Below are 24827 nucleotides of genomic sequence, written 5' to 3'. Positions count from 1 at the left end.
GGAGGCCGCGCCGTGCTTTCCGGGCCGCCCGTGACGGGCCGCTCCGGACGGCCGGTCCCCCCAGAAGTCAGTCCCACCAGAAGGACCACAGGTGCTCGCCGACGAGCCCCTGTGCGTAGGCGCGCAGGGTGTCCTCCTTGCCCTGCGTGATGGTGTCCGGGCAGAACGCGAAGTGCTCCGCCGCCACCGCCTCCGCCTCGGCGGGGGTGGCGGGCGGGGCCGCCACGGAGACGACGAGAAGGTTGAAGCCGAGAGCGACGACCCGTATGCCGAAGCGGTCCTCCCAGGAGCGGAGCACCGCGCACAGACGGGCCACGTCGTCCTCGTAGTTGAGCGGACCGGTCCAGCCGATGGCCGCCGGTATGTCGGCGGAGCGGCGGGCCGGCACCAGGGCGAGACGGAGCTCCTTGAACCAGGGGAGCCGGCCGTTCGCCAGCGAGTCGGCGACATCGGCGGCCCGCACGGCCGGGTCCGCGCCGAGCACCCCGGCCGGGGCGAGTCCGGGCCACCGCGGACCGAAGGGAGCGACCGTCTCGTCGAACGTCAAAGGCTCCGCGCGGCCCTCGGCGGCGCCGTCCCCGTCCGGCCGGTCCTCCTCGTACGCCGACGCCTCCTCGGCGTACTCCGCCCAGAAGCCGGCCAGGACCTCCTCGGCGTCGTGCTCCCCGGGATACGACATCTCCCCGGGCCGCAACTCCCACTTCTCCGGCCCGCCCGGGCTGCCGCCCACATCGATGAGCAGCGGCAGCAGCCCCGCCCGGGTCGCGGGCGTGCCCAGCGCCGCCCAGTTCCCCGGGGCCGCCGCCCGCCCGGCATACCAGAGCAATGGCTCGTGCCACGGCCCGTCGTCCGTCGTCTCGAGCAGGACACCGGGCGCCAGCCGCAGTCCGAGCGCACGCCCGCTCGGGTCGGCCGCCAGCTTGGGGAGAGGATTGGGAAGAGTCGCCATGACGGTGACTGTAAGGGCAATCACTGACAGTTGACTCCCCTGCTGCTCAGGGGAGTTGAGGGACGGACCGGGGAGGCGGGGGCTGCCGGGAGGGCGCGGTCGCGTGCGGGTGCCGCCTTCGCGGTCGCCGTGGCTCGATCCGTTCGCCGTACTCCCGCGTCACTCCCTCGTCAGATCCTTCTTCGTCGGTCGCCGAGGTTTTCCCAGTGCCTTTGGCCCCAGGGGCCGCCGAGGACGAGGGTGGCGTGAACGATGGCTGCGATGCGGCTGGTTCCCCTCGGTTCGGTCACAGGCGGCCCGCCTGGCGTGCGGCGTGGGTGAGCAGTTGCTTGAAGCCCTCCTCCCGGGAGCCGGCCGTGGTGCCGTAGTCGAAGCTGTGGGTGAACTCCGCGTGGGGGAAGGTCGCCTGGAGCCACACGGCGCAGTAGTGGCCCGGCATCATGCACGGCTCGAGTTCGCAGTGGACGCGCCGCACCTGCTCGGGCGCGACGCCCCGGGCGCGCAGGCGCTGCCAGAGGAGTTCCTCGGGGTGTGCGCGTCCCGGTCCCGTCGCGTCGGTGACGACCTGCTTGGCGCCCGTGTCGTCGACGTACTCGAACGCCGACGAGAACGGGAAGTTGAAGGTGTGCCGCACATCGTCGAGCACACGGGGCCACCAGCTCTCCCGCTCCGCGAAGGCGGCGGCGTCGATCCGCCGCAGCTCGGCGTTCAGCTCACGGAACGCGGCGGCGGCCACCGCGAGGCTCGTCGAGGCGGCGATCACCGGCATCCGCCGGTCCAGCGCCGCCAGCGACGCGTTGAACGCGGGTACGTCGGAGCTGACGAACATGTCGTCCGCCTCCTGCTCCAGGAACACCGCCTGCACCGCACCGTCCGGCCGTACGCACAGATGTGCCAGCCGGTCGGTGCCGATCCGCAGCCAGTCCTCCGTGCCGGCCGGCGGGCGCCGTCCGCGATGTCCGGCGAAGACGCCCAGGGGCAGGGCGTCGGTGTCGCCCGCAGCCGTGAAGTACGGCGTCACATGCAGCGGTACGCCGGTTTCCGCCAGGGCCGTGCGGGCCGCGTCGGGCAGCCGTACCCCCTCCGCGCCGGCCGGGGTGAACCGGCGCATGCCGTCCGGGCCGAAGTGAGCGGCCGACGGGTCGGGGACGTGCTCGGTCACACGATCACGCGGTCAGAGCCGCTCGGGCGTCCTGATGCCCAGCAGGGCCATGCCCTGGTGCAGGGTGCGGGCCGTGATGTCGCAGAGGAACAGGCGGTTCTCGACCTGCTCGGGGGTCTCGGCCTTCAGCACCGGGCACTTGTCGTAGAAGGACGTGTAGAGGGTGGCCAGCTGGTACAGGTAGCCCGCCAGCTTGTGCGGGGCGTACTCCGCCGCCGCCTCCCGCACCGTCTCCGCGAAGGCGTCCACGTGCAGGCCGAGCGCCCGCTCCGCCTCCGTCAGGTCCAGGTCCGGGCGGGCGGCCGGGCGGGCCTCGCCGGCCTTGCGGAGGATGGACTGGATCCGGGCGTAGGCGTACTGGAGGTACACGCTGGTGTCGCCGTTCAGCGAGACCATCTGGTCCAGGTCGAACTTGTAGTCCCGGTTCGCCGACGTCGACAGGTCCGCGTACTTCACCGCGCCGATGCCCACCTGGGCGCCCCGCTCGGCGATCTCCTCCTCGGAGAGGTCCTGCGCCTTCTCCCGGACGACCGCCGAGGCACGCTCGATCGCCTCGTCGAGGAGGTCCACCAGGCGGACGGTCTCGCCCTCCCGGGTCTTGAACGGCTTGCCGTCCTCACCGAGCACCGTGCCGAAGGCCAGCTGGTACGCCGTGACGTCGTCGTTCAGCCAGCCGGCCCGCCGCGCGGTCTCGAAGACCATCTTGAAGTGCAGGGACTGGCGGGCGTCCACCACGTACAGCAGGGTGTCCGCCTTGAGGTTGAAGACGCGGTCGCGGATCGCCGACAGATCGGTCGCCGCGTAGCCGTAGCCGCCGTCGGACTTCTGGACGATCAGCGGGACCGGCTTGCCGTCCGGGCCCTTGACGTCGTCGAAGAAGACGCACAGGGCACCCTCGGAGCGGACCGCGACGCCCGACTCCTCCAGCAGGCGGCAGGTCTCGGCCAGCATGTCGTTGTAGCCGGACTCGCCGACGATGTCCTCGTCCCGGATCTCCATGTCCAGCTTGTCGAAGACGGAGTAGAAGTAGATCTTCGACTCGTCCACGAACTTCTGCCACAGGGCCATCGTGTGCGGATCCCCGGCCTGGAGGTCCACCACCCGGCGCCGTGCCCGGGTCTTGAACTCCTCGTCGGAGTCGAACAGCTTCCGCGCGGCCTTGTAGAGGCGGCCGAGGTTCGACATCGCCTCCTCGCCGGTCACCTCGGCGGACTGGTGGTCCAGCTCGTGCGGGTGCTCGTCCAGGTACTGGATGAGCATGCCGAACTGGGTGCCCCAGTCGCCGATGTGGTGCCGGCGGATCACGTTCTCGCCGGTGAACTCCAGGAGCTTGACCACGGAGTCGCCGATCACCGCGGACCGCAGATGGCCGACGTGCATCTCCTTGGCCACGTTCGGCTGGGCGTAGTCGACCACCGTCGTGCCGGGGCGCTCCGCGTACGGCACGCCCAGCCGGCCCTCGGGGTCGGCCGCCCGTGCGGCCAGGTTCTCCATGATCGCCCGGTCGGTGACCATGATGTTGAGGAAGCCGGGGCCGGAGACCTCGACGCTTCTGATCACGTCACCGGTGACCACGTGCTCGACGACCTGCGTCGCCAGTTCCCGCGGGTTGGCCTTGGCCTTCTTCGCCAGCGCCAGGATCCCGTTGGCCTGGAAGTCCGCCCGGTCGCTGCGTCGCAGCAGCGGGTCCGCGTCGGCGTTCTCCGGCAGGGCAGCCGAGAGGGCGGACGCGAGGCGCTGGTGGACGGCTGACGTGAGGGACGTGACCGAGGTCATGGAAGTGGGTGCCGTTCTCCTCGTGGGACGGATGCGGACACAGCCAGTATCCCACGCGGGGCAAAGCGAATTTTCCGGTCCGAGGGCGCGGTCCGAGAGCGGTCCGAGAGCGCTTCGGGAGCGGTCCGGGGAGGTTCCGCGGGCGGTTGGCGGATGCTCCGGGAGCGGTTCGCCGGCGTTTCGCGGGCGAAACAGGTCCTTCCGCGGGCAAACGCCGGGGCGTCGGGTCCGTCTCCGTGAGACGCCCCCGTGATGAAAAGGTGTTTTCGCGGAAGCCGACCCGCCTGGGACAATGGACGAGGCCGGCCGTGCGACGACACCGGCCGTCCATGGAGAAACATCAGGAAATCAGAAAGAGGACGTGCCGATCGTGGCTCAGAGCACCGAGACCGCCGACTGGGTCTCCCGTTTCGCGGACGACGTCATCGAGGAGTCGGAGCGTCGGGCCCCGGGCAAACCGGTCGTCGTCGCGTCCGGCCTGTCGCCGTCCGGCCCCATCCACCTGGGCAACCTGCGCGAGGTCATGACTCCGCACCTCGTCGCCGACGAGATCCGCCGCCGGGGGTACGAGGTACGGCACCTGATCTCCTGGGACGACTACGACCGCTACCGCAAGGTCCCGGCCGGTGTCGCCGGCATCGACGAGTCCTGGGCCGAGCACATCGGCAAGCCGCTGACCTCCGTCCCGGCCCCCAAGGGCTCGCCGCACCCCAACTGGGCGGAGCACTTCAAGGCGGCCATGATCGACTCGCTCGCCGAGCTGGGCGTGGAGTTCGACGGCATCAGCCAGACCGAGAAGTACACCTCCGGCGCCTACCGCGACCAGATCCTGCACGCGATGAGGCACCGCGAGAAGATCGACGCGATCCTCGCCCAGTACCGGACCAAGCCCAAGCCGGCCGACGTCAGGAAGCAGCAGCAGAAGCCCGTCGACGAGGCCGAGCTGGCGGCCGCCGAGGGCTCGGGCGCCGCCACCGAGGACGACGGCAGCTCCGGCTCCGCCGGGTACTTCCCGTACAAGCCGTACTGCGGCAACTGCGAGAAGGACTTCACCACCATCACGGCCTACGACGACGACTCCACCGAGATGACCTACGCCTGCAGCGCGTGCGGCTTCTCGGAGACCGTCCGGCTCAGCGAGTTCAACCGCGGCAAGCTGGTCTGGAAGGTCGACTGGCCGATGCGGTGGGCGTACGAGGGCGTGATCTTCGAGCCCAGTGGTGTCGACCACTCCTCGCCGGGGTCGTCGTACCAGGTCGGCGGGGAGATCGTCGGACTCTTCGGCGGCAAGCAGCCGATCGGGCCGATGTACGCCTTCGTCGGCATCACCGGGATGGCGAAGATGTCGTCCTCCCGGGGCGGGGTCCCCACCCCGGCCGACGCGCTGAAGATCATGGAGCCGCAGATCCTGCGGTGGCTGTACGCCCGGCGCAAGCCCAACCAGTCCTTCAAGATCGCCTTCGACCAGGAGATCCAGCGGCTGTACGACGAGTGGGACAGGCTCACCGCCAAGGTCGCCGGTGGCTCCGCGCTGCCCGGTGACATCGCCGCGTACACCCGTGCGATCGGCACCGCCGCCGGTGAGCTGCCGAAGACGCCGCGCCCGCTGCCGTACCGCACGCTCGCGTCCGTCGCCGACATCACCGCCGGTCACCAGGACCAGGCGCTGCGCATCCTCAGCGAGCTCGACCCGGCCAACCCGCTCACCTCGCTCGACGAGGTCCGCCCGCGGTACGACAAGGCCGAGGCGTGGATCAACACCCACGTCCCCGCCGACCAGCGCACCATCGTTCGCGAGGAGCCCGACACCGAGCTGCTGAAGTCCCTCGACGAGCACGCCCGGGAGTCGATCCGGCTGCTGCTCGACGGGCTGGCCGAGCACTGGTCGCTCGACGGGCTCACCCACCTGGTCTACGGCGTGCCCAAGATCCAGGCCGGGTTCTCCGCCGACGCCACGCCCAAGGAGCTGCCGCCGGAGATCAAGACCGCCCAGCGGGAGTTCTTCGCGCTGCTGTACCGGCTGCTGGTGGGCCGTGACACCGGCCCGCGCCTGCCCACGCTGCTGCTGGCGGTGGGACAGGAGCGGGTGCGGACCCTGCTCGGGGAGTAGGGGCCGCGTCCGGTTCGAGGGCAATCGACGCAAGCGACGGCGAGGGGCCGTCCGGTGGTGTTCACCGGACGGCCCCTCGCCGTCGCAGTCGTGGTCCGGGCCGTCGTCGTTCGGCCGGCCGGCCCGGCGGGATGGGTCCCGCGTGTTCCGGGTGCGTTCCGGGCGGTGCGGTTCCGGGCGATGTCTAGGCGATGTGGTCCTCTTCCAGTTCCGCCAGGTGGCGCTTCTGGAAGCGTTCCACGAGGGCCTTAAGGGCGCTCGGGCTCAGGGTCGTGCCGTAGGTCGCCTGGATGTTGTCGCCGAGAACGCGGGGCGTGGGGTAGCTGCCGTCGATCGACTGGCGGAACACCTGGTAGTACGCCTCCTCGTCCGGCTCCTCGCTCGGCTGGTCGGCCTGGTTCTCAGCCGGCTGGCCGGCCGGAGCGCCGCCGCCCTGCTTCGACGCGGCGCCGCCCTCGCCCAGCTCGCGGGTGCGGCCGCCGGGACCCACCGGGATCGGGAAGCTGCCGGTCTCCTCCGGAGCGGGCTCCTCGAGCGGCGGCTCCTCCAGGTACTGGTCCTGGTACTGCTCGGCCTGCTTCTGCTCCTCGTACCACTGGGCGTACGCGGCGTCCGGGTCGTACGTGGGGTCGTAGTCCCCGTGGTACTCGACGGAACGGGGGTCGCGGGCGTGCAGCCAGGGGTTGTAGTCCGGGTCGGGCTCCTCGTACGGCACCGGTTCCTCGTGCCGCCGGTTGCCGACGAGTTCCGGGCGCTGCTCGGCGGGAGGTACCTGGGCGGGCTGGGAGGGGCCGCCGGCGGGGCCGCCCGCGGCCGTGTCGATGCGCTCGACCTCCGTCTGCGGGGCCGACGGGAGCAGGGTCGGCTCGATGCCCGCCGCCGCCAGGCCCGCCGGGGCCGTCTCCGACAGGGGGACGCCGTACTTGGCCAGGCGCAGCGGCATCAGGGCCTCCACCGGGGCCTTGCGGCGCCAGGCGCGGCCGAAGCGGGAACGCAGGCGGGCCTGGTAGACCAAACGTTCCTGCTCCAGCTTGATCACCTGGTCGTAGGAGCGCAGCTCCCACAGCTTCATCCGGCGCCACAGGAGGAAGGTGGGCACCGGGGAGAGCAGCCAGCGGGTGAGCCGGACGCCCTCCATGTGCTTGTCGGCCGTGATGTCGGCGATCCGGCCGATCGCGTGCCGGGCCGCCTCGACGGAGACCACGAAGAGCACTGGGATCACCGCGTGCATGCCCACGCCCAGGGGGTCCGGCCAGGCGGCGGCGCCGTTGAACGCGATCGTCGCCGCCGTCAGCAGCCACGCCGTCTGCCGCAGCATCGGGAAGGGGATGCGGATCCAGGTCAGGAGCAGGTCCAGGGCGAGCAGCACGCAGATGCCCGCGTCGATGCCGATCGGGAAGACATAGCTGAAGTCCCCGAAGCCCTTCTTCACGGCGAGCTCGCGGACGGCCGTGTACGAACCGGCGAAGCCGATTCCCGCGATGATCACGGCACCTGTCACGACCACGCCGATGAGAACGCGGTGCATCCGAGTCAGCTGTGGCGCGGCCACCCGTACTCCCCTCCCACTGCGTGATGTTGCGCGCAACAGGGTGGCACATCCGTACGAAGGACGGAGGGCCGGTCCAGTTGCTCTGCTTCTGTCCCTTTCCTGTCCTTGTGTTCGTCCACGGCGCCGTCCGTGGTGCCGTCCACGGCGCCGTCCGTGCGGTCGTCCGCGGCTCTGTCCGTGGTTCTGTCCGCGGCGCCGTTCACGGGGGCGTCCGTGCCGGCGCGCACGGCGTCGTCCGTGGCGCCGTCCACGGTGCGTCCACTGTCCTGGTCCGTGGTTCGCCCGCGGGCTTGTCCGCGGCTTCGGCCGTGGTCTCGGTCCGCGTCCCCGTCCGCGGTTCGGTCCCTCGCGGGTTCAGTTCCTCGCGGGTTCAGTCCCTCGCGGCGGACTCCGACGCCGAGGCCGAGTCCTTGGCGGACGGAGACGCCGGCTTTTCGGCGGACTCGGAGGCCGAGGGGGACGGGGAGGCATCCGGCGCCGTCTCCCCGTTGGCCTTCGTCACCGCGGCCACCGCCTCCTTGGCGGCCTTCTCGGCGGACTTGGTCAGGTCGTCGGCGTCCGGGGTCTCGTCACCGGCCAGGCCGGCGCCGTTGTAGTCGAGGGTGACGACCACGTTCTCCACCCGGGCCACGACCGTCTGCTGCTTGAAGGCGCCTTCCTTCTTCTTCAGGTCGTAGCGCACCACCGTGGCCTCGTTGCCCGTCCCGGCCACCGGTTCCGTCTTCGTGTTCTTCGCGTTCGGCACGGACTGCGCGTCCCGCACCTGCTTCTGGTAGTACTCCTGCGCCTGCTTCTCACCGGTGCCGCGCACGACATCGGACTCGAAGCGCAGCAGGGAGACGGTGAGCCAGCGGAACTGAGAGCCCTTCACACCGTTGTTGTCCAGGCTGTTCCAGGAGCAGCCGGCGCGCTTGGAGACGTCGCTGGAGGAGAGCTCCTTGGCCGACTTCACGCCCTTGGGCACCAGTTCGCGCAGTGTCTTGTCCGACAGGACCTTGCACGCCTCCGGCAGCTTGGCGTACGCGGCCTCGGGCACCGTCGGCGAGGCGCTCGTGCTCGGGGAGTCCGACGCCTTGCCGGCCGCGGTCTTCCGCGCGCCGTCGCTCTCGGCGGAGCCGGAGTCGGAGGAGGAGCAGGCGGTCAGGAACATCATGGGCACGGCGGCCGCGCAGACGAGGAAGCGGTTCAGACGCCTCGCTCGCGGGTGGCCTCCCCGCGGCCTGAACGGCGCGGAAGGTATCCCCGGGGCACGCTCTTCTCGCTGGGCTGCTCGCTGCATGGTTCCTTCACTCATGACGCTCGTGGTTCCTGCGGTCGGATCGGGTCCGAGGGGCCACGGTACGCGGTGCGACAGATGCGCGGTCTTCCTTCCCGCGCTTTGCACCCCGGCGCCGGGCGCCGGGCAGACTGGGTCAGTCGCTCAGCGAATCGGCCAGCTGATCCGCCAGTTTCCTTGCTCTGTCCTGCATTTCCTCGCTGTCCGGAACCACGCCGACACGCGTCGGCTGCTCCGTGTACTCGATGGTCACAATGACGTTGGACGTGCGGAACGCCACAGTCACCGTGCGCTGCTGGGACGTCGAGCCGGAGGTGGTGAGCGAGTCGTCGAGGAAGGCCTCGTCGCCCAGATCGCTCAGGGCGCGGGGCCGGAGATCGGCCGTCGCGACATCGGTGGGGACCGAGGCCGAGGACGAAGGGGAGCTGCTGGAGCCGGAGTTGGCGCCGGAGCTCTGGATCGAGGTCGGCTCGGGCAGATTCGCGGCCGCCTGCTTGGCGGCGAAGACGGACTCCGCCTGGCTGTCGTCGCTGACGGTGTTGTCGTAGGAGACGACCCGTTCGAAGTCGACGTGGAGATGGTCGGTGGCGTGTGCGGACTCCACCTTCCAGCGGCAGCCGGTCCTGCGGTCGGTGTCATAGGTGAGCGTGGCCCGGCCCGCGTAGGCCCTCTCCCGCTGGTTCGGGTCCGTGATCTGCGCAAGACCGGGCAGCAGCGCCTCCAGGGTCCCGCGGGGGACCGCGCCGCAGGCCTCGGGGAGCGTGCGGTACTTGCCCGGCTGGGCCGCCGGGGCCGTCGTGTCGGCACCGGCGGGGTTGGCGTGGTCCGTCCGGTCGCCCGACGAGCCGCTGGTGCAGCCGGTCAGCAGCGCTGCGACAAGCGCGGCGGTGCCGAGTACATACGCCTTCCGCAGCACGGTCGGGCTCCTCTCGCGGATGTCGGTGGTGGGGGCCCCGCCGGTTATTCGCTTGCCGGGCGGAGACGCGTCAGGAACACAATGTCTATCGCACGTGCTGCCGAAAGCGCCGGTTCGTTGTCCTGTTTCACCGGGCTTGGCGCTGGTATTTCGTTTTCATCGTTTTAATTTCTTTTCGGGGGAATCTGATTGATATGTCGTACGTAGAGGTGCCGGGAGAGAAGGTCCCGATCCGTATGTGGACCGACCCCGCGACGGTCGAGGGCGCCGCGATGCAGCAGCTCCGGAACGTCGCGACCCTCCCCTGGATCAAGGGGCTCGCCGTCATGCCGGACGTCCACTACGGCAAGGGCGCGACGGTCGGCTCCGTCATCGCCATGCAGGGCGCGGTGTGCCCGGCGGCGGTGGGCGTGGACATCGGCTGCGGGATGTCGGCGGTGAAGACCTCCCTGACGGCCAACGACCTCCCCGGTGACCTGTCCCGCCTCCGCTCGAGGATCGAGCAGGCGATCCCGGTGGGCCGGGCGATGCACGAGGAGCCCGTCGACCCCAGCCGGCTCCACGGGCTGGCGACGGCCGGGTGGGACGACCTCTGGCGGCGGTTCTCCGGGGTGGCCGAGGCGGTGAGGTTCCGCGAGGAACGGGCCGCGAAGCAGATGGGCACGCTCGGCAGCGGCAACCACTTCGTGGAGGTCTGCGTGGACACCTCCGGCGCGGTGTGGCTCATGCTGCACTCCGGCTCCCGCAACATCGGCAAGGAACTCGCCGAGCACCACATCGGCGTCGCCCAGAAGCTCCCCCACAACCAGGGCCTGGTCGACCGCGACCTCGCCGTCTTCGTGGCGGACACCCCGCAGATGGCGGCGTACCGCAACGACCTGTTCTGGGCCCAGGAGTACGCCAGGTACAACCGCACGATCATGATGGCGCTCCTGAAGGACGTGATCCGCAAGGAGTTCAAGAAGGCGAAGCCGGTCTTCGAGCCGGAGATCTCCTGCCACCACAACTACGTGGCGGAGGAGCGCTACGAGGGCATGGACCTGCTCGTGACCCGCAAGGGCGCGATCCGCGCGGGAGCCGGCGAGTACGGGATCATCCCCGGTTCGATGGGCACGGGCTCGTACATCGTGAGGGGCCTGGGCAACGAGAAGTCCTTCAACTCCGCCTCGCACGGCGCGGGCCGGCGGATGAGCCGCAACGCCGCCAAGCGCCGCTTCTCCACCAAGGACCTGGAGGAGCAGACGCGGGGAGTGGAGTGCCGCAAGGACGCCGGGGTCGTGGACGAGATCCCGGGCGCCTACAAGCCGATCGAGCAGGTCATCGAGCAGCAGCGGGACCTCGTCGAGGTCGTGGCCAAGCTCAAGCAGGTCGTCTGTGTGAAGGGCTGACGCATCCCCCGGCACCTTTGGCCGCCACCGTCGCCGCAGGCCCCGGTGGCGGCTGTTCCCTGTCCGGCGGGCCGTCTCCTGGCCGGCCGGCTGCTTTCCGCCCGGCCCGCCCGGCCCGTTCGCCCGGCCGTGCGGGTCACTTGGCGTTGCGCACCGCGTAGATCATCACGAACGCCACGATGTGGATGCCGAAGAGGAAGTAGCCGAGGTAGTACCAGACGTACCGTTCGCGCTTCTTCTCCAGGGCCAGGCGTGCCTGCTCCGCCTGGTGCTCGGGACGGGGCGTCATCGCTGCTCCCGGTGGACCTTGGTGTTGGACGCCTGGGCGCGGGGGCGGACGACGAGAAGGTCGACATTGACATGGCTGGGGCGGGTGACCGCCCAGGTGATGGCGTCGGCCACGTCGTCGGCCGTCAGGGGGTCGGGCACGCCCTCGTAGACCTTGGCGGCCTTCTCCCGGTCGCCGCCGAAGCGGTTGAGGGCGAACTCCTCCGTCTTGACCATGCCGGGGGCGACCTCGACGACACGGACCGGCTTGCCGACGATCTCCAGGCGGAGGGTCTCGGCGAGGACGTGGACGCCGTGCTTGGCGGCGACATACCCGGCGCCGCCCTCGTAGGTGGCGAGACCGGCCGTGGAGGACACGATCACCACCGTGCCGTCGCCGCTCGCCTCCAGCTTGGGCAGCAGGGCCTGGGTGAGGTGGAGGGTGCCGAGGACGTTCGTCTCGTACATCGCGCGCCAGTCGTCCGGGTTGCCGGTGGCGACCGGGTCGGCGCCCAGCGCACCGCCCGCGTTGTTGACCAGGACGCCGATGGCGGGGAAGGCCGTGGCGAACTCGTCCACGGCCGCGCGGTCGGTGACGTCCAGCCGGTAGGCGATGGCGGAGTGGCCGGCCGCGTTGATCTCCTCGGCGATCGCCTCGATGCGGTCCTTGCGGCGGGCGGTCAGGACGACACGGTAACCGGCGGCGGCGAGCCGGCGGGCCGTGGCGGCGCCGATGCCGCTGCTCGCACCGGTCACGACGGCGATGCGGGAGGCGGAGGGCGGTGCGGCGGTGGCCATGGGCTGGTCCTCGGGACGACGGTCGGTGCGGTTGGCTGTGCCCAGCGTAGGGGACCCTCAGCCGCCGTTCCTCGGCGCCCACATGATCACGGCCATTCCGGCCAGGCAGATCAGCGCGCCGGTCACGTCCCAGCGGTCGGGACGGTAGCCGTCGGCGACCATGCCCCACAGGATCGAGCCGGCGACGAAGATTCCGCCGTATGCGGCGAGAACACGGCCGAAATGGGCGTCGGGCTGGAAGGTGGCGACAAAGCCGTACGCCCCGAGCGCGAGAACGCCGCCGAGGGCCCACAGCCAGCCGCGCTGCTCGCGCACGCCCTGCCAGACCAGCCAGGCACCGCCGATCTCGAAGAGCGCGGCGAGGACGAAGAGGGCGGCGGAACGGAGGATCGTCATACGAGCAGCCTCGCACGGAGCCTTCGGCGCTTTCGCCAGGAGGGGCCGGAGGCCGCCGGGGCGTGGGCCGCCGCGCGGGGACGGGGGCGGGGAAGGACGGAATAGCCCCGGGAGGCGGTCTGTTCCCCGGCTATAGTTGAATACTCAACAATCTGGAGGGTGAGCGACCATGCAATTCGGGATCTTCAGCGTCGGCGATGTCACACCGGACCCCACCACGGGCCGTACGCCGACCGAGCGTGAGCGGATCAAGGCCATGGTCGCCATCGCCCTGAAGGCCGAGGAGGTCGGGCTGGACGTCTTCGCGACCGGCGAGCACCACAACCCGCCGTTCGTGCCGTCGTCGCCGACCACCATGCTCGGCTACATAGCCGCCCGGACCGAGCGGCTGATCCTGTCCACCGCCACCACCCTCATCACCACCAACGACCCGGTGAAGATCGCCGAGGACTACGCGATGCTCCAGCATCTGGCCGACGGGCGGGTGGACCTGATGCTGGGGAGGGGGAACACCGCACCCGTCTACCCCTGGTTCGGGAAGGACATCCGGCAGGGCATCAACCTCGCCATCGAGAACTACGCCCTGCTGCACCGGCTGTGGCGCGAGGACGTCGTGGACTGGGAGGGAAGGTTCCGCACGCCGTTGCGGGGCTTCACCTCCACGCCCCGCCCGCTGGACGGCGTCCCGCCGTTCGTCTGGCACGGCTCCATCCGCTCCCCGGAGATCGCCGAGCAGGCCGCGTACTACGGCGACGGGTTCTTCCACAACAACATCTTCTGGCCCCCCGACCACACCCGGCGGATGGTCGAGCTGTACCGGACCCGGTACGCCCACTACGGGCACGGCACGCCCGAGCAGGCGATCGTCGGCCTCGGCGGCCATGTGTTCATGCGGAAGAACTCGCAGGACGCGGTGCGCGAGTTCCGGCCGTACTTCGATGTCGCGCCGGTGTACGGACACGGGCCCTCCCTGGAGGAGTTCACCGCTCGGACGCCGCTGACCGTCGGCTCCCCGCAGCAGGTCATCGAGAAGACGCTGACCTTCCGCGACTACGCGGGCGACTACCAGCGCCAGCTGTTTCTGATCGACCACGCGGGGCTGCCGCTGAAGACCGTCCTCGAACAGATCGACATGCTCGGTGAGGAGGTCGTGCCGGTGCTGCGCGAGGAGTTCGCCAGGAGGCGTCCGGCCGGGGTGCCCGACGCGCCGACCCATGCGTCCCTGCGCGCCGCCGGGGCGAACGCCGAGGAAAAGGCAGGAGGAGAGGCCGAGAGGAAGGCCGGGGAGAAGACCGGGGAGAGGGCCGGGGAAACGGCCGGAAGGAAGGAGTGAGCGAGGGATGCGACTCGTCGTCGTCTCGGCGGGACTGAGCGTCCCGTCCTCCACCCGGCTGCTGGCCGACCGGCTGGCGGCCGCGACCGCCGGTCGCGCCCCGGCGGAGGTGGACACACGGGTGATCGAGCTGCGCGAGCTCGCCGTCGAGATCGCGCACGGTCTCACGAGCGGCTTTCCCGGTCCGGCCCTGGAGTCCGCGCTGGACGCGGTGACGGAGGCGGACGGGCTGATCGTCGTCACCCCGGTGTTCTCGGCGTCGTACAGCGGGCTGTTCAAGTCCTTCTTCGACGTCCTCGGCGCCCGGGACCAGGAGGCCCTGACCGGCACACCGGTGCTGATCGCCGCGACCGGCGGCACCGCCCGGCACTCCCTGGTCCTCGACCACGCCCTGCGTCCGCTCTTCGCCCATCTGAGGGCCGTGGTCGTGCCGACCGGTGTCTACGCCGCCTCGGAGGACTGGGGCGCCGAGGGGCTGCCCGAGCGGATCGAGCGGGCGGCGGGGGAGCTGGTGGTGCTGATGACGGGGACGGCCGCGGGGCGCGAGGCGCCGCGGGCCGAGCCCGGAAGGCCCGGGGAGCCCGAAGGGGCCGGGAAGCCCGGGAGGAACGGCGGCTTCACGGTGGTGCCGTTCGAGGAGCAACTGGCCGCGCCGCACAGGTGACAGGAGGCCGGCGCCCGTGTGCGCCGGGGACTCATCCGTCGGTGGAGGCGCGCTCCTGGACGGAGGGCGTTCCGCCCGTGCCCGTGCGTCTGCGGGACACCGTCAGCAGCCAGATCAGGTTCCCGGCCGCCGCCCCGGCCACCACGGTGGCGACGATCACCCCCGCCGTGGTGAGGCCGGCCCGGAACAGACGCGGCCGCGGGTCGAGGCTGTGCAGGCCGAAACCGCTCAGCAGATAGACGCCGACGGCGGCGGCCACGAGGCTGACGACGAGCAGCGCGACGGTCGGCCCGAGGCCGCCCCCGGTCTCCGCACCGCTCGCGCCGCTCCCGCCGATGCCGCTGTTCCCGTTGTTCTCGCTGCTCCTGTCGCTCTCGTCGTTCCGGCTGTTCTCGCCGGACGAGGCACCGGACTGCGGACGGTGTGCTTCCTGCATGGGGTTCCCCGTGGACGGTCGGATGGCGAGCCGGACCCCCACGGTACGGAGAGCCGCCCCCGGAAGCGAAGCAGACGTCAGGTACCGGGCGTGTCCGCCCGCCAGGTCATCGTGACCGTCAGATGCGCCTCGGCCTGCGACTTGGCGACGACCGCCCCGAGTTCGGCGTTGAACCGCACACCGAACTCCAGGCTGACCTCACTGGGCCGGCTGGGCATGTCCCGCAGCCGTTCCAGTGCGGACGCGGCCGCGTTCCGGATGCGGTCCACCCCCTCCTCGAACGACGCGGTGGCGTCCGCCACGGCGTCGCCCAGCCGGGAGACCTCCACCACACCCGGCTCGTCCTCCGCCACCTCCACGACCACACCGCCGTCGCCGTCCTGCGACGGGAAACGCAGCAACCGGGTCATGTCCGCCCCCTTCTGACGGTCTGTCACATCCCGCGCCGGCCGCCCGCCGGATGACCTGCGGCCGTCTTCCACTCGCGAGCCGTTGCAGCCACCATGGAAGCGCACCCCGAGTCGCCAGACCACCACGTCAGGGGGAACCACGGTATGGCGGAGTCTGTGAAGGACTTCTGTTCCGACCTCGTCGATCTGTCCGGAATCTCTCTGACGGAGCTGCGCAGCAGTAACGATCCTGCGTTACGCCGGGCGCTGAGCCGGGCGGAGCTCAGGGCGAGCCTGGCTTTCGGAACGCTCGACGAGTCCAACAGCGAGGAGATGAATTTCCTGCGCGGTCGCCGGCCGTGGCGGCGGCGGCCGTGAGCGCACCGCCGTTGGACGTCCACCGGGTGTCCCTGACGTCGCTCAGGACCATTGCGGCGGGCAACGCGACCGAAACCGAACTGCACCTGCTGTGTTCCGCTCAGCGCAGCCAGCTTCTGCTGGTGCTGCGCGCGCTGCTGGGCCACATGAACGAGGCGGCTCTGTCCGCCCGGTGCCCCGGTGGCGCGGCGGCGGCCGAGGCGGCCTGGCAACTGCTGTGCGCCGCCGAGCAGGAGGCCCCCGAGGCGGTCGAGGCGGTGCTTGCCGATCCCACCGTCATGGCGTGGGCCCTGCGTCTGCTCAGACGCCTGGGGGGAACGGCCGACGCGGCGCCCTCGCTGCCGCTGTGGGCGGACCTCGGCCAGTTCCAGACACTGGCCGCGGCAGCGGCACTGCGCGCCCGGATCCCCGCCGAACTGCGCGTGCCCGCCTACCGCGGCACGGTCTGGGTCCCCAGCCTGGGAGTGGCGGGCCCGGTGGCGCGGCGGCGATGGAGTCTGGCGGAGTTCCGGGTGGAACGGGGCGGCTTCGTCGTACGGGGGGAGCACGCGGAGGTACGGCTGCCCTGGCCCGCGCCGGTGCCGGCACCGGGGTGGCGGCCGCTGCGGCCGGTGCGCGGGGCCGCGTCCCGCGGGAGCGGATCGGGGCCGTGGCTGGACACGGTGACGCCCTACCGGGACTTCACGCAGTACCCGAAGTCCCCCGGCGCCCTGGGTGAACGCCGGTTGCGGGCGTGGGAGGACCGCCTGGCCGAGGCCCATGCGCTGCTGGAGCGGGAGTCCGCCGTGGACGCCGCCCTGGTGAGGACGATGGTGCGGGTGCTGGTGCCGCGCCCGTTCCAGTCGGCCAGGGGCGGTCTCGTGGCGAGCGCGTCCTCGGTCGACGCCTTCGGCGCGATCACGATGTCCCTGCCGTACGACGCCACGCAGACGGCCGCGGTCCTCGTCCACGAGGCCCGGCACCAGCAGTTGAACGCGCTGCTCAGCCTGGTGCGGCTGATCCGGGCGGCGGACGACCGGACCGACGGGACACGGCCGCGGCTCCACTACGCGCCGTGGCGCAGCGACCCCCGGCCGGTGCTCGGGCTGCTCCACGGCACGTTCGCCTTCTCGGGCGTCGCGCGGTTCTGGCGGACGCACCGGCGTCATGTGACGGGGACCGAGGCGCAGCGCGCCGACTTCGAGTTCGCCGTGCTCAGGGAGCAGCTGCGGGAGGCCGTGGCGTCCCTGGCGGCCGAGGACGACCTGACCGAGGCCGGCCGGCTGTTCGTCGACGAGCTCGCGGCGCAGATCCGGGACTGGCAGGGGGAGGAGGTGCCGGCCCTTCCGGCTCGCCTGGGCCGTCACTACTGCCTTCTGCGGCGTGCCGTGTGGCGGGCGCGGCACCTGACGATCGACGAGGCGGCGGCGGAGCGGCTCGCCGAGGCATGGGCGGCCGGGGAACCGGCTCCGGACTCCCTCCCGGACCCGGTCCTGCGCCCGCGTCCGGACCGGATCCGCCTCGACACGTTCGGGCCGCTGGCCCGGTACCGCCTGTCCGCACCGCATCTGTTCGAGCGCGGACGACGGCAGGCGGAGCGCGGCGGGGACCCGGCACGCCGCGCCGAGTACGCCGTCATCGCGGGGGACACCGCGCAGGCCGTGCGGCACTACGGCGAGTGGATCCGGCGGGAGCCGCAGAACGCCGAGGCATGGGTCGGTGCCGCGCTGGCCTGGCAGGAGCACGACTCGCGCGCCGGTGCGAGCCTGCTGCTGGACCGGCCGGACGTGGTGGCCGGGGTCTGCCGGGCCGTCGCCTCGGCCCGGGGCGAGGCCCCCGACCCCTTCCTCCTGGCCGCGTGGCTCGGCGGAGCGGACACGGCCGGCGTCCGCTCCGCCCGCACCACGTCGAGCGGCGTCTGAGCGCTCCCTACAGGGAGATCAGGTCGATGTCGGCGTTGGCCCGCAGGTGCTTCTCGGCGTCCAGCGTGGCCGGGTGGGAAGAACCGAGGACACTCCGGTAACGCTTGAGCGCCTCCGCGTACTTCGCGTCGCTCTCCTCCGTCCGGCCCAGCGCCTTCAGGTCATAGCTCAGGTTGAGCTGGACGGCCAGGTTCGCGGGGTGGTCCTCGCGCAGCTGCGCCGACTCCTCGGCCACGGCCGCGTCGATGGTGTACGCGTCCTCGGGACGGCCGAGCGCGAAGTAGTCACTGGCCAGGTTCATCCGGGCGAGCAGCGTGCGAGGGTGCCCCTGTCCGAGCGAGCGGCTCAGGCCCTCCACCGCTTCCTCGTCCAGCCTCAGCGCCGCCTCGGGCTGCCCGAGCAGCCTGAGGACCACCGCGAGGTTCATGGCGACCGCGTAGCTGTGCGGGTGCTCCCGGCCGTAGCTGTCGCGGTGCTGGTCCAGCACCTTCTGGTTCAGGGCGAGCGACTCCTGGAGCTTGCCGACCTGCCGCAGGTCGTTCGCGTGGCTCACCGCCGCCAGCAGGTACTGTCTGCTGCTCTCGCCGAAGAGCTCGGCGGCCAGTGAGACGAGCTGGGACGACAGCGCGTGGGCACCCTTGTGGTCGCCCTTCTTGCGGCGCGTCACGCACAGGTTCCGGCTGACCTGCGCGGTGAGCGGGTGCTTCTCGCCCAGTTGTTCCCGGACCTCCTCGGCCAGCTGCTCGTATCCCTCGAGCGCCTGCTCGTACTTCCCGGTCTCCTGGAGGTCGAGCAGAAAGGAGTTCCGGGTGGACAGCGTGAGGATGTGGTCCTCGCCCAGGGTCTCGATCCTGCGCTGCCAGGTGTCGTGGTCCAGCTCACGTGCCTTCACCGCGTCACCGGCCAGACGCAGACTCACCGCGTAGTTGTGGGCGGCGAGCAGGGTCGCCGGGTCGTCCGCGCCGAACTCCCGCAGGCTGGTCTCGTAGACCCGCTGGTCCATCTCCCGCGCCTGGTTGAAGTTCCCGCGGTTGCGGTGGTGGATGGCCAGGAAGCTCTGCGCCTGCAGGGTGTCCTCGTGGGCCTCGCCCAGCACCCTGCGGTAGCGCTCCACCAGCTCGACCTGCATGGTGTACGAGCGTTCGCGGTCGTCGCCCTGTTCGAGCAAGGCCCGGGCGATCTGCTGGTCGACGGCGAGTACCTCTTCATGGTCCTTGCCCAGACGCTCGCGCCAGACCTCCGCGGCACGCTCCCCCAGGGCCAGGGCCGCCGCGTGGTCGCCACGGGCGCGCAGAAACCAGACCTCGTTCAGCACCAGGCGGCGGGTCCAGGGGTCGTCGCACTCCACCGCGTTGGAGGCCTGGACATGGGTGAGGAGGCTGGAGTAGCGCGGCCAGGAGGTGACGCGCTCCGGGGTCCTCGGGTCGGCGTGGGCGAGCAGCTGGTGGGCGGCGTGCCGCATGGTCGCCTGTTCCTGCGCGTTCATCTGCTCGATCAGGACGCGCTGCACCAGGCGGTGCATCTGGACGGTGTTCTGCCGGTGGTCGATCCGCGCGAGCGCGTACCGTCCGATCTCGCGGACCGCGCGCCCCAGTTTGACCGGGTCGTCCAGGGCGGACTGCAGCTCCTGCGGCACGGAGACGCCGCGCACCGCGGAGAACAGGTCCCATTCGATGGGCTCGGGAGCGAAGAAGGCACAGACCTGAAGGAGCTGCAGGGCGTCGGGGCGGGACTCGCGCAGACGGCCCAGCGACACGTTCCAGGCGGCCGCCACCGACAGCGGGTAGTCGCCGGGCGGCTCCGACTGCATCAGCTCGGTGAAGTTGCGCTCGTAGACCTCGAGGTACTGCTGCACCGGCATTCCGGTCTCCGCCAGCCACACCGCGGCCTGCTCCACCGCGAGCGGCAGGTCGCCGAGGGCGGCGGCGAGGTGGTTCACGGCGTCGTCGGGAAGCTGGGGGCTGCGCCGGCGGAGCAGGGCGATGCTCTCCTCGCGGGCGAACACGTCGACCTCCAGCGAGCTGGCGTGGGTGGACCACTGGAAGTTGCGGGAGGTCACGATGATGTGCCCCGGCCCGTCGGTGGGGAAGTACTTGCGGACCTGCCGCGGGTTCTCCGCGTTGTCGAACACCAGCAGCCAGTCGCTGTAGGGCTCGCCCCGGCGCAGCGCGTCGATGACCGCGGGCACCGCGCTCATCTCGGCACCCACCTGCAGGCCCATCTGCTCGCCCAGTTCGATCAGCGACTGGACGATCTGGTTCTCCTGCTCGGACGGGATCCACCAGACGAGCCGGTAGTCACGGCTGTGCCGGTACACGTACTCGATGGCGATCTGCGACTTGCCCACACCGCCCATGCCGTGCAGGGCCTCCGGCAGGACCGCGGTGACACCGCCGCTCGACCGCTCCTGGCTGTGCAGCCGCTCCTGCAGCAGCTGGAGCAGCGCCTCACGTCCCGTGAAGTTCCGGTTCCGCTGCGGTACGTTCCCCCAGATGCGGGGCGGGGTGTGCGGGCCTCGCGGGCCCGTTGCAACGGGCAGACCGGCAGTCACGGCGATGCCTCCTTGTCGTGGACGCGCGGGCGCGGGTGCGGGCGCGGGAGTGCGGGCGGGCTGAGCGGGCGAAACAGCGACGGACGGCGGCGCCGTGGGTGAATTCCCCGCTGGGCGCGGGGCTTTCGCCGCTTGCGGGGCTCGAGGCGTTCGCGGCCCGTAATCTAGCGCGCCGTCAGGCGTACTGTTCAACTTTGACCGCATTTCTGAAGATCTGTACCCTGATGGACGCTTGTGCTCCGACACAGGTGTCCCGGCGCCGGCCTTCTGCGCCGGGCTCTTCGTCCCCGGGCTCTTCGTCGCCGCACGGGGGACGGCCGTACGCTGCAACAGCCGCCCCAGGTGGTTGGCGCGCCGGAGATAGGGGCCGGACACCGCGCACAGCGCCGTGTACAGATGGGTCACGAAGGGGCGGGTCTGCTCGGTCAGCGGCGGGTCCGCCGGATGGTCCTCCGGAGCCACCAGCGCGCTCGCGCCCTCGCCCCACCTGGCCTCGAGGACCGGCCCGAGGTGGCGCTGGACCTCGCTCAGCGCCCGGATCGTCTCGGCCCGGCTGCCGAGGGCGAGAAGCTCCTCCCGCACACCCTCCGGGAAGTCGAAGGAGACACGGTGGGCGTCCTCGGCGTCCGCCGTGGTGTCGGTGCGGCGCACCAGGCCCAGCAGCACGATCTCGGCCAGGTTCCAGGACTGGGCGCCGGGCAGGGTCTGCTGGAGCAGCCGCATGACGGGAAGGTTCAGGGGCGCGGCGGCCAGACGCTGGGCGAGGGCGTAGGCGGCGGGGGAGGCGGTGGCACAGAAGCGGCGCACCACGGCGGCGGCCCACCGGGCCCGCCGCACCGCGGACGATCCGGCGCCGTCCGCCTCGGCGGGGTCCGGTTCCGTGTGCCGCGGTCCGACCACGATGTCGGCGAGGTCCTCGGGGACCGGGCCGGCCGACGCCGAGCGCAGGTCCCGGTCCGGCGCGGTCCACAGGGCGGCCAGCCCGTGCCACTCGCCGCCGCCCGTCGCGGCCACCAGACGGGCCCAGCGCCGCAACGACCCCGGCCGCAGTTCGACCACGGGCACCGGGATCGCGGTCCCCGGCCCGGGATGGGGGGCGAACTCGGGCCCGGCCCCCGGAAGGTCCGTGTACGGGGGCTTCCACTCCGCGTCGTACACGCGGTTGGGCACCGCGGGGCCCGGCGCCCGCAGTCGGGTGCGGGCGACCGTGGGCAGCGTCAGATCCCACAAGTGCTGCGGAAGCAGGCTCAGCACGGCGACGGGGGAGCGCCGGCCCAGCCGGTGCAGCAGCGCGGCGGCCCGGCCCGTGCGCCAGGCGCCGTGACCGCCGTCGGTGACCGCCAGCGTCAGCTGCCGCTCCCCCGCCCCGGTCCCCGCCGCCGCGAGGCCCGCCGCCGTGCCGTCGTCCAGGTTCCAGCGCACCGTCCGTACGGTGCGGAAGGCCGCCGTCTGCTCCATCAACTCGGCGATCTGCCGCACCGTGTGCGACCACAGGGCCATCGACGGGCTGTCGTCCACCAGCAGCAGCAGGTCCAGCCTGCGCTCGGGGACCGGCCGGCACACCGGGGTCCACATCCCGGTGAGCGCCGCCTGTTCGGCGGTCGCCTCCTCGTCCAGCTCCAGCTCGTGGGGCGAGGAGCGGAACATCCGCAGCGGGCGCAGCGACCTGGCGAGGGCCAGGGAGTCGGCCAGCCGGGGGGAGACGGGCCAGCCGGCCCGGTCGGAGGGGCCGGGGCCGAAACGCCGGGCGGGACGCGTCCGCGGCCGGGCCGACCCCGCCGGCGGGAGGTCGGCGAGGAGCGGGTGGGGCGTGTCGGGGAGGGCGGCCAGGTCCTCCTCCAGCAGCAGAAGCTCGTCGTCGGGGCCGTGGTCCGGCCGGTCGTCCCCGGACGGGCGGGACTCGTCGGACGCCTCGGGCCGGTCAGGCCGATCGGGTGCTTTGGAGGAGTCGGGCTCCGTGGGGGCGTCGGGTTTTGCCGGGGCGTCGGCCCGCTGCCCGGTGCCGTCCCGGGGCGCGGAGGGCGCGGGAGGTTCGGTGTCCTGCTCCTCGCCCCGGTCGCCGGGGAGCCCGGGGCCGTCCGGCGGGCGGACGTCGGGGCGTTCCCCGGGGAGCGTCGTCCGTCCGCCGGGACGGCCCGCCCCGCGGGGACGCGCACCGCGCTCCCGGGCCTGACGGCCGGGCACGTCGAACAGCGGCACGGCGGCGTCCTGGCACGCCGCCAGGTAGAGCGCGTCCGCGAGCTCCATCCAGGTCGGCAGCTCCTGCTCCCGGACAGCCCTGCGTCCCCTCTCCGGCTCCGGACGGCCGGAAGGGGACGGGACTCCGGGGGGTGCTGCCGTCATACGGTCCTCGATTCCGCCCCCGCTCCGTCGAGCCGGTGCCACAGCGCGTCCACCAGGTCCTCCAGCGCTTCCTCGTCGTCGCCGGGGAAACGGCCCGAGGTGGCCAGGAACACGGCGTTGAGCAGCTGGTCCACGGCGAGACCGCCCCGTTCCCGGCTGTTGCGCAGGAACCGGTCGACCAGCTCGTCCGCCCGCGAGGGGCCCGCCGGCTCCCGGGCCGCCTCGCCGAGATGGGCCGTGACCATGTCGATCAGCTGCGCGCGGTCCGGGTCCGGCATGTGCAGCCGCAGACAGCGGCGGAGGAAGGCGGGCGGGAACTCGCGCTCGCCGTTGGAGGTGATCACCACGATGGGGAAGGCGCGGCATGTGACGACGCCGTCGACGATCTCCGCGGTGCGGTGGGGATCGTCGGTCATGACGGTCACCCGGGGGTGACGGCGCCGGGCCCGGACCAGCTCCGGGATGGTGAACCGGCCCTCCTCGAACACCCCGAGCAGGTCGTTGGCCAGGTCCTGGTCGCTCTTGTCCAGCTCGTCGATCAGGAGGACCCGGGGAATCTCATGCGGCAGCAGCGCCGTGCCCAGCGGCCCGAGCTGGAGGTAGTCGCCGATGCCGGGAAGCTCGTCCTCGCCCGGCTCCCGGCCCTCCGCGGCGCCGGTGCCGTCGGTGTCACGGGTGCCGCCGGTGCCGTACGAGCGGTGCAGGGTGCGTAACGCCGCCGAGTCCTGGACCCGGCCGATCGCGTCGTACTCGTACAGCCCGGAGCGGAGCGTGGTGCGGCTGGTGATGTGCCAGCGCAGCACCCGGCCCAGCCTGAGCTCCCTGCTGATGCGGTAGGCGAGGGAGGACTTCCCCGTCCCCGGGCGTCCGGTGACGAGCAGGGGCCGGCGCAGCAGCAGGGCCGCGTTGACCATGTCGGCCTCGCGCCGGAGCTGCTCGGAGCCGGGGGAGGACGTGGGAACCCGGCCGAGACGGCGCTCGATCTCCTCGTCGTCGTCCGGGGGAGGGTCGACCACGGGACCGCCGGTGAACCGGCGCCAGGGCGGCGGAGGCGGCAGGAGCTCGCCGAGGCTGGTGTCGTACAGGGGCTGTCCCGTGCCGCGGTAGATCCACCACCGGCGGTCGGCCGTGTCTCGGCCCGCCGTCCCGGGTGCCGGGTTCCCGGCGCCGTTCACGCTCGGCTGCGATGCCGGGCCGTCCCCCACCGGGTCGCTGTTGGGACGTGCCCTCCCTGAAGTGCCGTCGTCGGGAAGCATCTCGTCCTACCCTCCCCCCTGCGCGGATGAGTCCGCTGTGTCTGACCGCACGCCCGGTAGGCGGTACGGGTCGTCCCAGAGCAAAGCTGCGTGGCGACCGAGCGTAGTAGAGGAGCCACCCCCAGCAGCATCCTCGCCCCCGGCCTCGATGCGCAACGACCTGAGCACCTCGGGCAGCCGGTGAATTCCTTTGCGAGAGGTCAGTTCCTGCAATTCGTCGCGAAAGGCCGGATCGACGCCCCCGCGCCGGTCCCAGACGACGATCGGCACACCCGCTCGGAGGGACTCGCCCAGTTCGTCGATCCCGGGGCTGTCGTCCGGGCCCCGGCCGGGCGGGTCGCTGAGGACGACCATCACCGGCTGCGGTTCGGTGAGCAGTCGGGCGCGGCCGTCCTCGGGAAACCAGTGGACGGGCCCCTCGCAGGCGGTCACCAGGGCGTCCCAGCGCTTGGCCCAGCGTCCGTGGGTGTCGGTGCGTTCCATCCTCTCGAGGCTGCGCACCACCACCGGATGGTCCTCGCCGAGCGTTCCGTCGGCACCGTGGAAGCCCCGCTTGGCCCATTTCTCGACCGGGAGGTCCAGCAGATCCCTGGGCAGCAGGAACTCCAGGGTGAGGTCCTCCTTCCAGAAGTAGGCCCAGCCCGTCTCCGCTTCCTCCACCAGGGTCTTGACGTGCTCGGGCAGCTCGGCCACGTCGATGCGCACGTCCCCGCCGCGCCTCGGGTACGGCTCCGACTCCTCCCGCTGCCACCAGTACGTCAGCAGCCGCTCGCCGCTGTGGTCGGGATCGGGCAGGGGGCGCAGCCGGATCAGCAGACAGGCCCCGGGCGTCCATACGGCGTCCGCCGCGTCGGAGTCCGGCCACGCGGCGGATTCGGCAGCAGTCGCGACGGCGGGATCCGGACGGCCGGCGGCGCGGGTGGCCGCGGGGGCGTTCGCCACGGCGGCGGCCGGCATTCTGGCCGCCGCCCGGGCGGTCGCGGGAG

20 protein-coding genes are annotated in these 24827 nt (G+C 71.8%); 6 read left to right on the top strand and 14 right to left on the bottom strand.

Annotation, left to right across the window (positions count from 1 at the left end; translation table 11 throughout):
- Positions 1–67: 67 nt before the first annotated feature.
- From CCN35_RS00335 to argS, 3 genes are all read right to left on the bottom strand, one after another.
- Positions 68–949, bottom strand: a complete 882-nt coding sequence (locus tag CCN35_RS00335) for a DUF4253 domain-containing protein (RefSeq protein WP_067395143.1) — start codon at positions 947–949, stop codon at positions 68–70.
- A 286-nt stretch (positions 950–1235) separates the two neighbouring features.
- Positions 1236–2111, bottom strand: coding sequence for an SUKH-4 family immunity protein (locus tag CCN35_RS00330; protein WP_086791128.1), 876 nt, complete (start codon positions 2109–2111; stop codon positions 1236–1238).
- Between the two features lie 12 nt (positions 2112–2123).
- Positions 2124–3887 carry an arginine--tRNA ligase gene (gene argS / locus CCN35_RS00325; protein WP_086791126.1) on the bottom strand — a complete coding sequence of 588 codons (1764 nt, stop codon included), beginning with the start codon at positions 3885–3887 and terminating at the stop codon, positions 2124–2126.
- Positions 3888–4248: 361 nt separating this feature from the next.
- Here argS and lysS point away from each other — a divergent pair, with 361 nt between their 5' ends.
- Entirely contained in the window at positions 4249–5997 is a 1749-nt protein-coding gene (gene lysS, locus CCN35_RS00320; protein WP_086791124.1) for a lysine--tRNA ligase, read from the top strand.
- Between the two features lie 184 nt (positions 5998–6181).
- Here the strand turns inward: lysS and CCN35_RS00315 are convergent, their stop codons facing one another.
- The 3 genes from CCN35_RS00315 to CCN35_RS00300 all read right to left on the bottom strand — a co-directional run bounded on the left by CCN35_RS00315 (position 6182) and on the right by CCN35_RS00300 (position 9741).
- The gene (locus tag CCN35_RS00315; protein WP_086791122.1) at positions 6182–7525 is read right to left on the bottom strand and encodes a DUF2637 domain-containing protein; all 1344 of its coding nucleotides are present in this window, start codon (positions 7523–7525) and stop codon (positions 6182–6184) included.
- Between the two features lie 394 nt (positions 7526–7919).
- On the bottom strand, positions 7920–8843 hold the full coding sequence (locus CCN35_RS00305; RefSeq protein WP_086791118.1) for a DUF3558 family protein: 924 nt from the start codon (positions 8841–8843) through the stop codon (positions 7920–7922).
- A 118-nt stretch (positions 8844–8961) separates the two neighbouring features.
- Positions 8962–9741 carry a hypothetical protein gene (locus tag CCN35_RS00300; RefSeq protein WP_067395165.1) on the bottom strand — a complete coding sequence of 260 codons (780 nt, stop codon included), beginning with the start codon at positions 9739–9741 and terminating at the stop codon, positions 8962–8964.
- Between the two features lie 194 nt (positions 9742–9935).
- Here CCN35_RS00300 and CCN35_RS00295 point away from each other — a divergent pair, with 194 nt between their 5' ends.
- Positions 9936–11129, top strand: a complete 1194-nt coding sequence (locus CCN35_RS00295) for an RtcB family protein (RefSeq protein ID WP_067395168.1) — start codon at positions 9936–9938, stop codon at positions 11127–11129.
- Positions 11130–11265: 136 nt separating this feature from the next.
- On the opposite strand, the gene CCN35_RS28580 is transcribed toward CCN35_RS00295, so the two are convergent.
- The 3 genes from CCN35_RS28580 to CCN35_RS00285 are packed head-to-tail and all read right to left on the bottom strand — an operon-like array spanning position 11266 to position 12590.
- Complete coding sequence (locus tag CCN35_RS28580; RefSeq protein WP_169721320.1) at positions 11266–11418, bottom strand: hypothetical protein; 153 nt, start codon at positions 11416–11418, stop codon at positions 11266–11268.
- On the bottom strand, positions 11415–12194 hold the full coding sequence (locus CCN35_RS00290; protein WP_086791115.1) for an SDR family NAD(P)-dependent oxidoreductase: 780 nt from the start codon (positions 12192–12194) through the stop codon (positions 11415–11417). The genes CCN35_RS28580 and CCN35_RS00290 overlap by 4 nt, the downstream gene beginning before the upstream one ends.
- A gap of 57 nt (positions 12195–12251) precedes the next feature.
- A complete protein-coding gene (locus CCN35_RS00285) occupies positions 12252–12590 on the bottom strand; it encodes a YnfA family protein (RefSeq protein WP_067395174.1) in 339 nt (112 codons plus the stop codon).
- Between the two features lie 169 nt (positions 12591–12759).
- Here CCN35_RS00285 and CCN35_RS00280 point away from each other — a divergent pair, with 169 nt between their 5' ends.
- Entirely contained in the window at positions 12760–13923 is a 1164-nt protein-coding gene (locus CCN35_RS00280; RefSeq protein ID WP_067395177.1) for an LLM class flavin-dependent oxidoreductase, read from the top strand.
- Between the two features lie 7 nt (positions 13924–13930).
- Positions 13931–14587 (top strand): FMN reductase, encoded by a 657-nt coding sequence (locus CCN35_RS00275; RefSeq protein WP_067395179.1) that lies wholly within the window; start codon positions 13931–13933, stop codon positions 14585–14587.
- Between the two features lie 31 nt (positions 14588–14618).
- Here CCN35_RS00275 and CCN35_RS00270 read toward each other — a convergent pair whose 3' ends face one another.
- Entirely contained in the window at positions 14619–15023 is a 405-nt protein-coding gene (locus tag CCN35_RS00270; protein ID WP_236560626.1) for a hypothetical protein, read from the bottom strand.
- A 77-nt stretch (positions 15024–15100) separates the two neighbouring features.
- Positions 15101–15433 (bottom strand): CU044_2847 family protein, encoded by a 333-nt coding sequence (locus CCN35_RS00265; RefSeq protein WP_067395182.1) that lies wholly within the window; start codon positions 15431–15433, stop codon positions 15101–15103.
- Between the two features lie 144 nt (positions 15434–15577).
- Between CCN35_RS00265 and CCN35_RS00260 the strand changes: the two genes are divergently transcribed.
- Positions 15578–15790, top strand: coding sequence for a hypothetical protein (locus tag CCN35_RS00260; protein ID WP_067395185.1), 213 nt, complete (start codon positions 15578–15580; stop codon positions 15788–15790).
- On the top strand, positions 15787–17691 hold the full coding sequence (locus CCN35_RS00255; protein WP_158100363.1) for an aKG-HExxH-type peptide beta-hydroxylase: 1905 nt from the start codon (positions 15787–15789) through the stop codon (positions 17689–17691). The genes CCN35_RS00260 and CCN35_RS00255 overlap by 4 nt, the downstream gene beginning before the upstream one ends.
- Positions 17692–17698: 7 nt before the next feature.
- On the opposite strand, the gene fxsT is transcribed toward CCN35_RS00255, so the two are convergent.
- From fxsT to CCN35_RS00240, 3 genes are all read right to left on the bottom strand, one after another.
- The gene (gene fxsT / locus CCN35_RS00250; RefSeq protein ID WP_086791112.1) at positions 17699–22489 is read right to left on the bottom strand and encodes an FxSxx-COOH system tetratricopeptide repeat protein; all 4791 of its coding nucleotides are present in this window, start codon (positions 22487–22489) and stop codon (positions 17699–17701) included.
- Between the two features lie 92 nt (positions 22490–22581).
- Positions 22582–23841, bottom strand: a complete 1260-nt coding sequence (locus CCN35_RS00245) for an AAA family ATPase (protein WP_086791107.1) — start codon at positions 23839–23841, stop codon at positions 22582–22584.
- Between the two features lie 6 nt (positions 23842–23847).
- On the bottom strand, positions 23848–24827 hold a 980-nt coding region (locus CCN35_RS00240), incomplete at its 5' end, for a VMAP-C domain-containing protein (RefSeq protein WP_483883412.1).

It is taken from the genome of Streptomyces thermovulgaris (assembly GCF_002155915.1).
GTDB lineage: Bacteria > Actinomycetota > Actinomycetes > Streptomycetales > Streptomycetaceae > Streptomyces > Streptomyces thermovulgaris.
The sequence above is the reverse complement of the archived record's forward strand: the minus strand, read 5'-3'. Positions and strand labels throughout refer to the sequence as shown.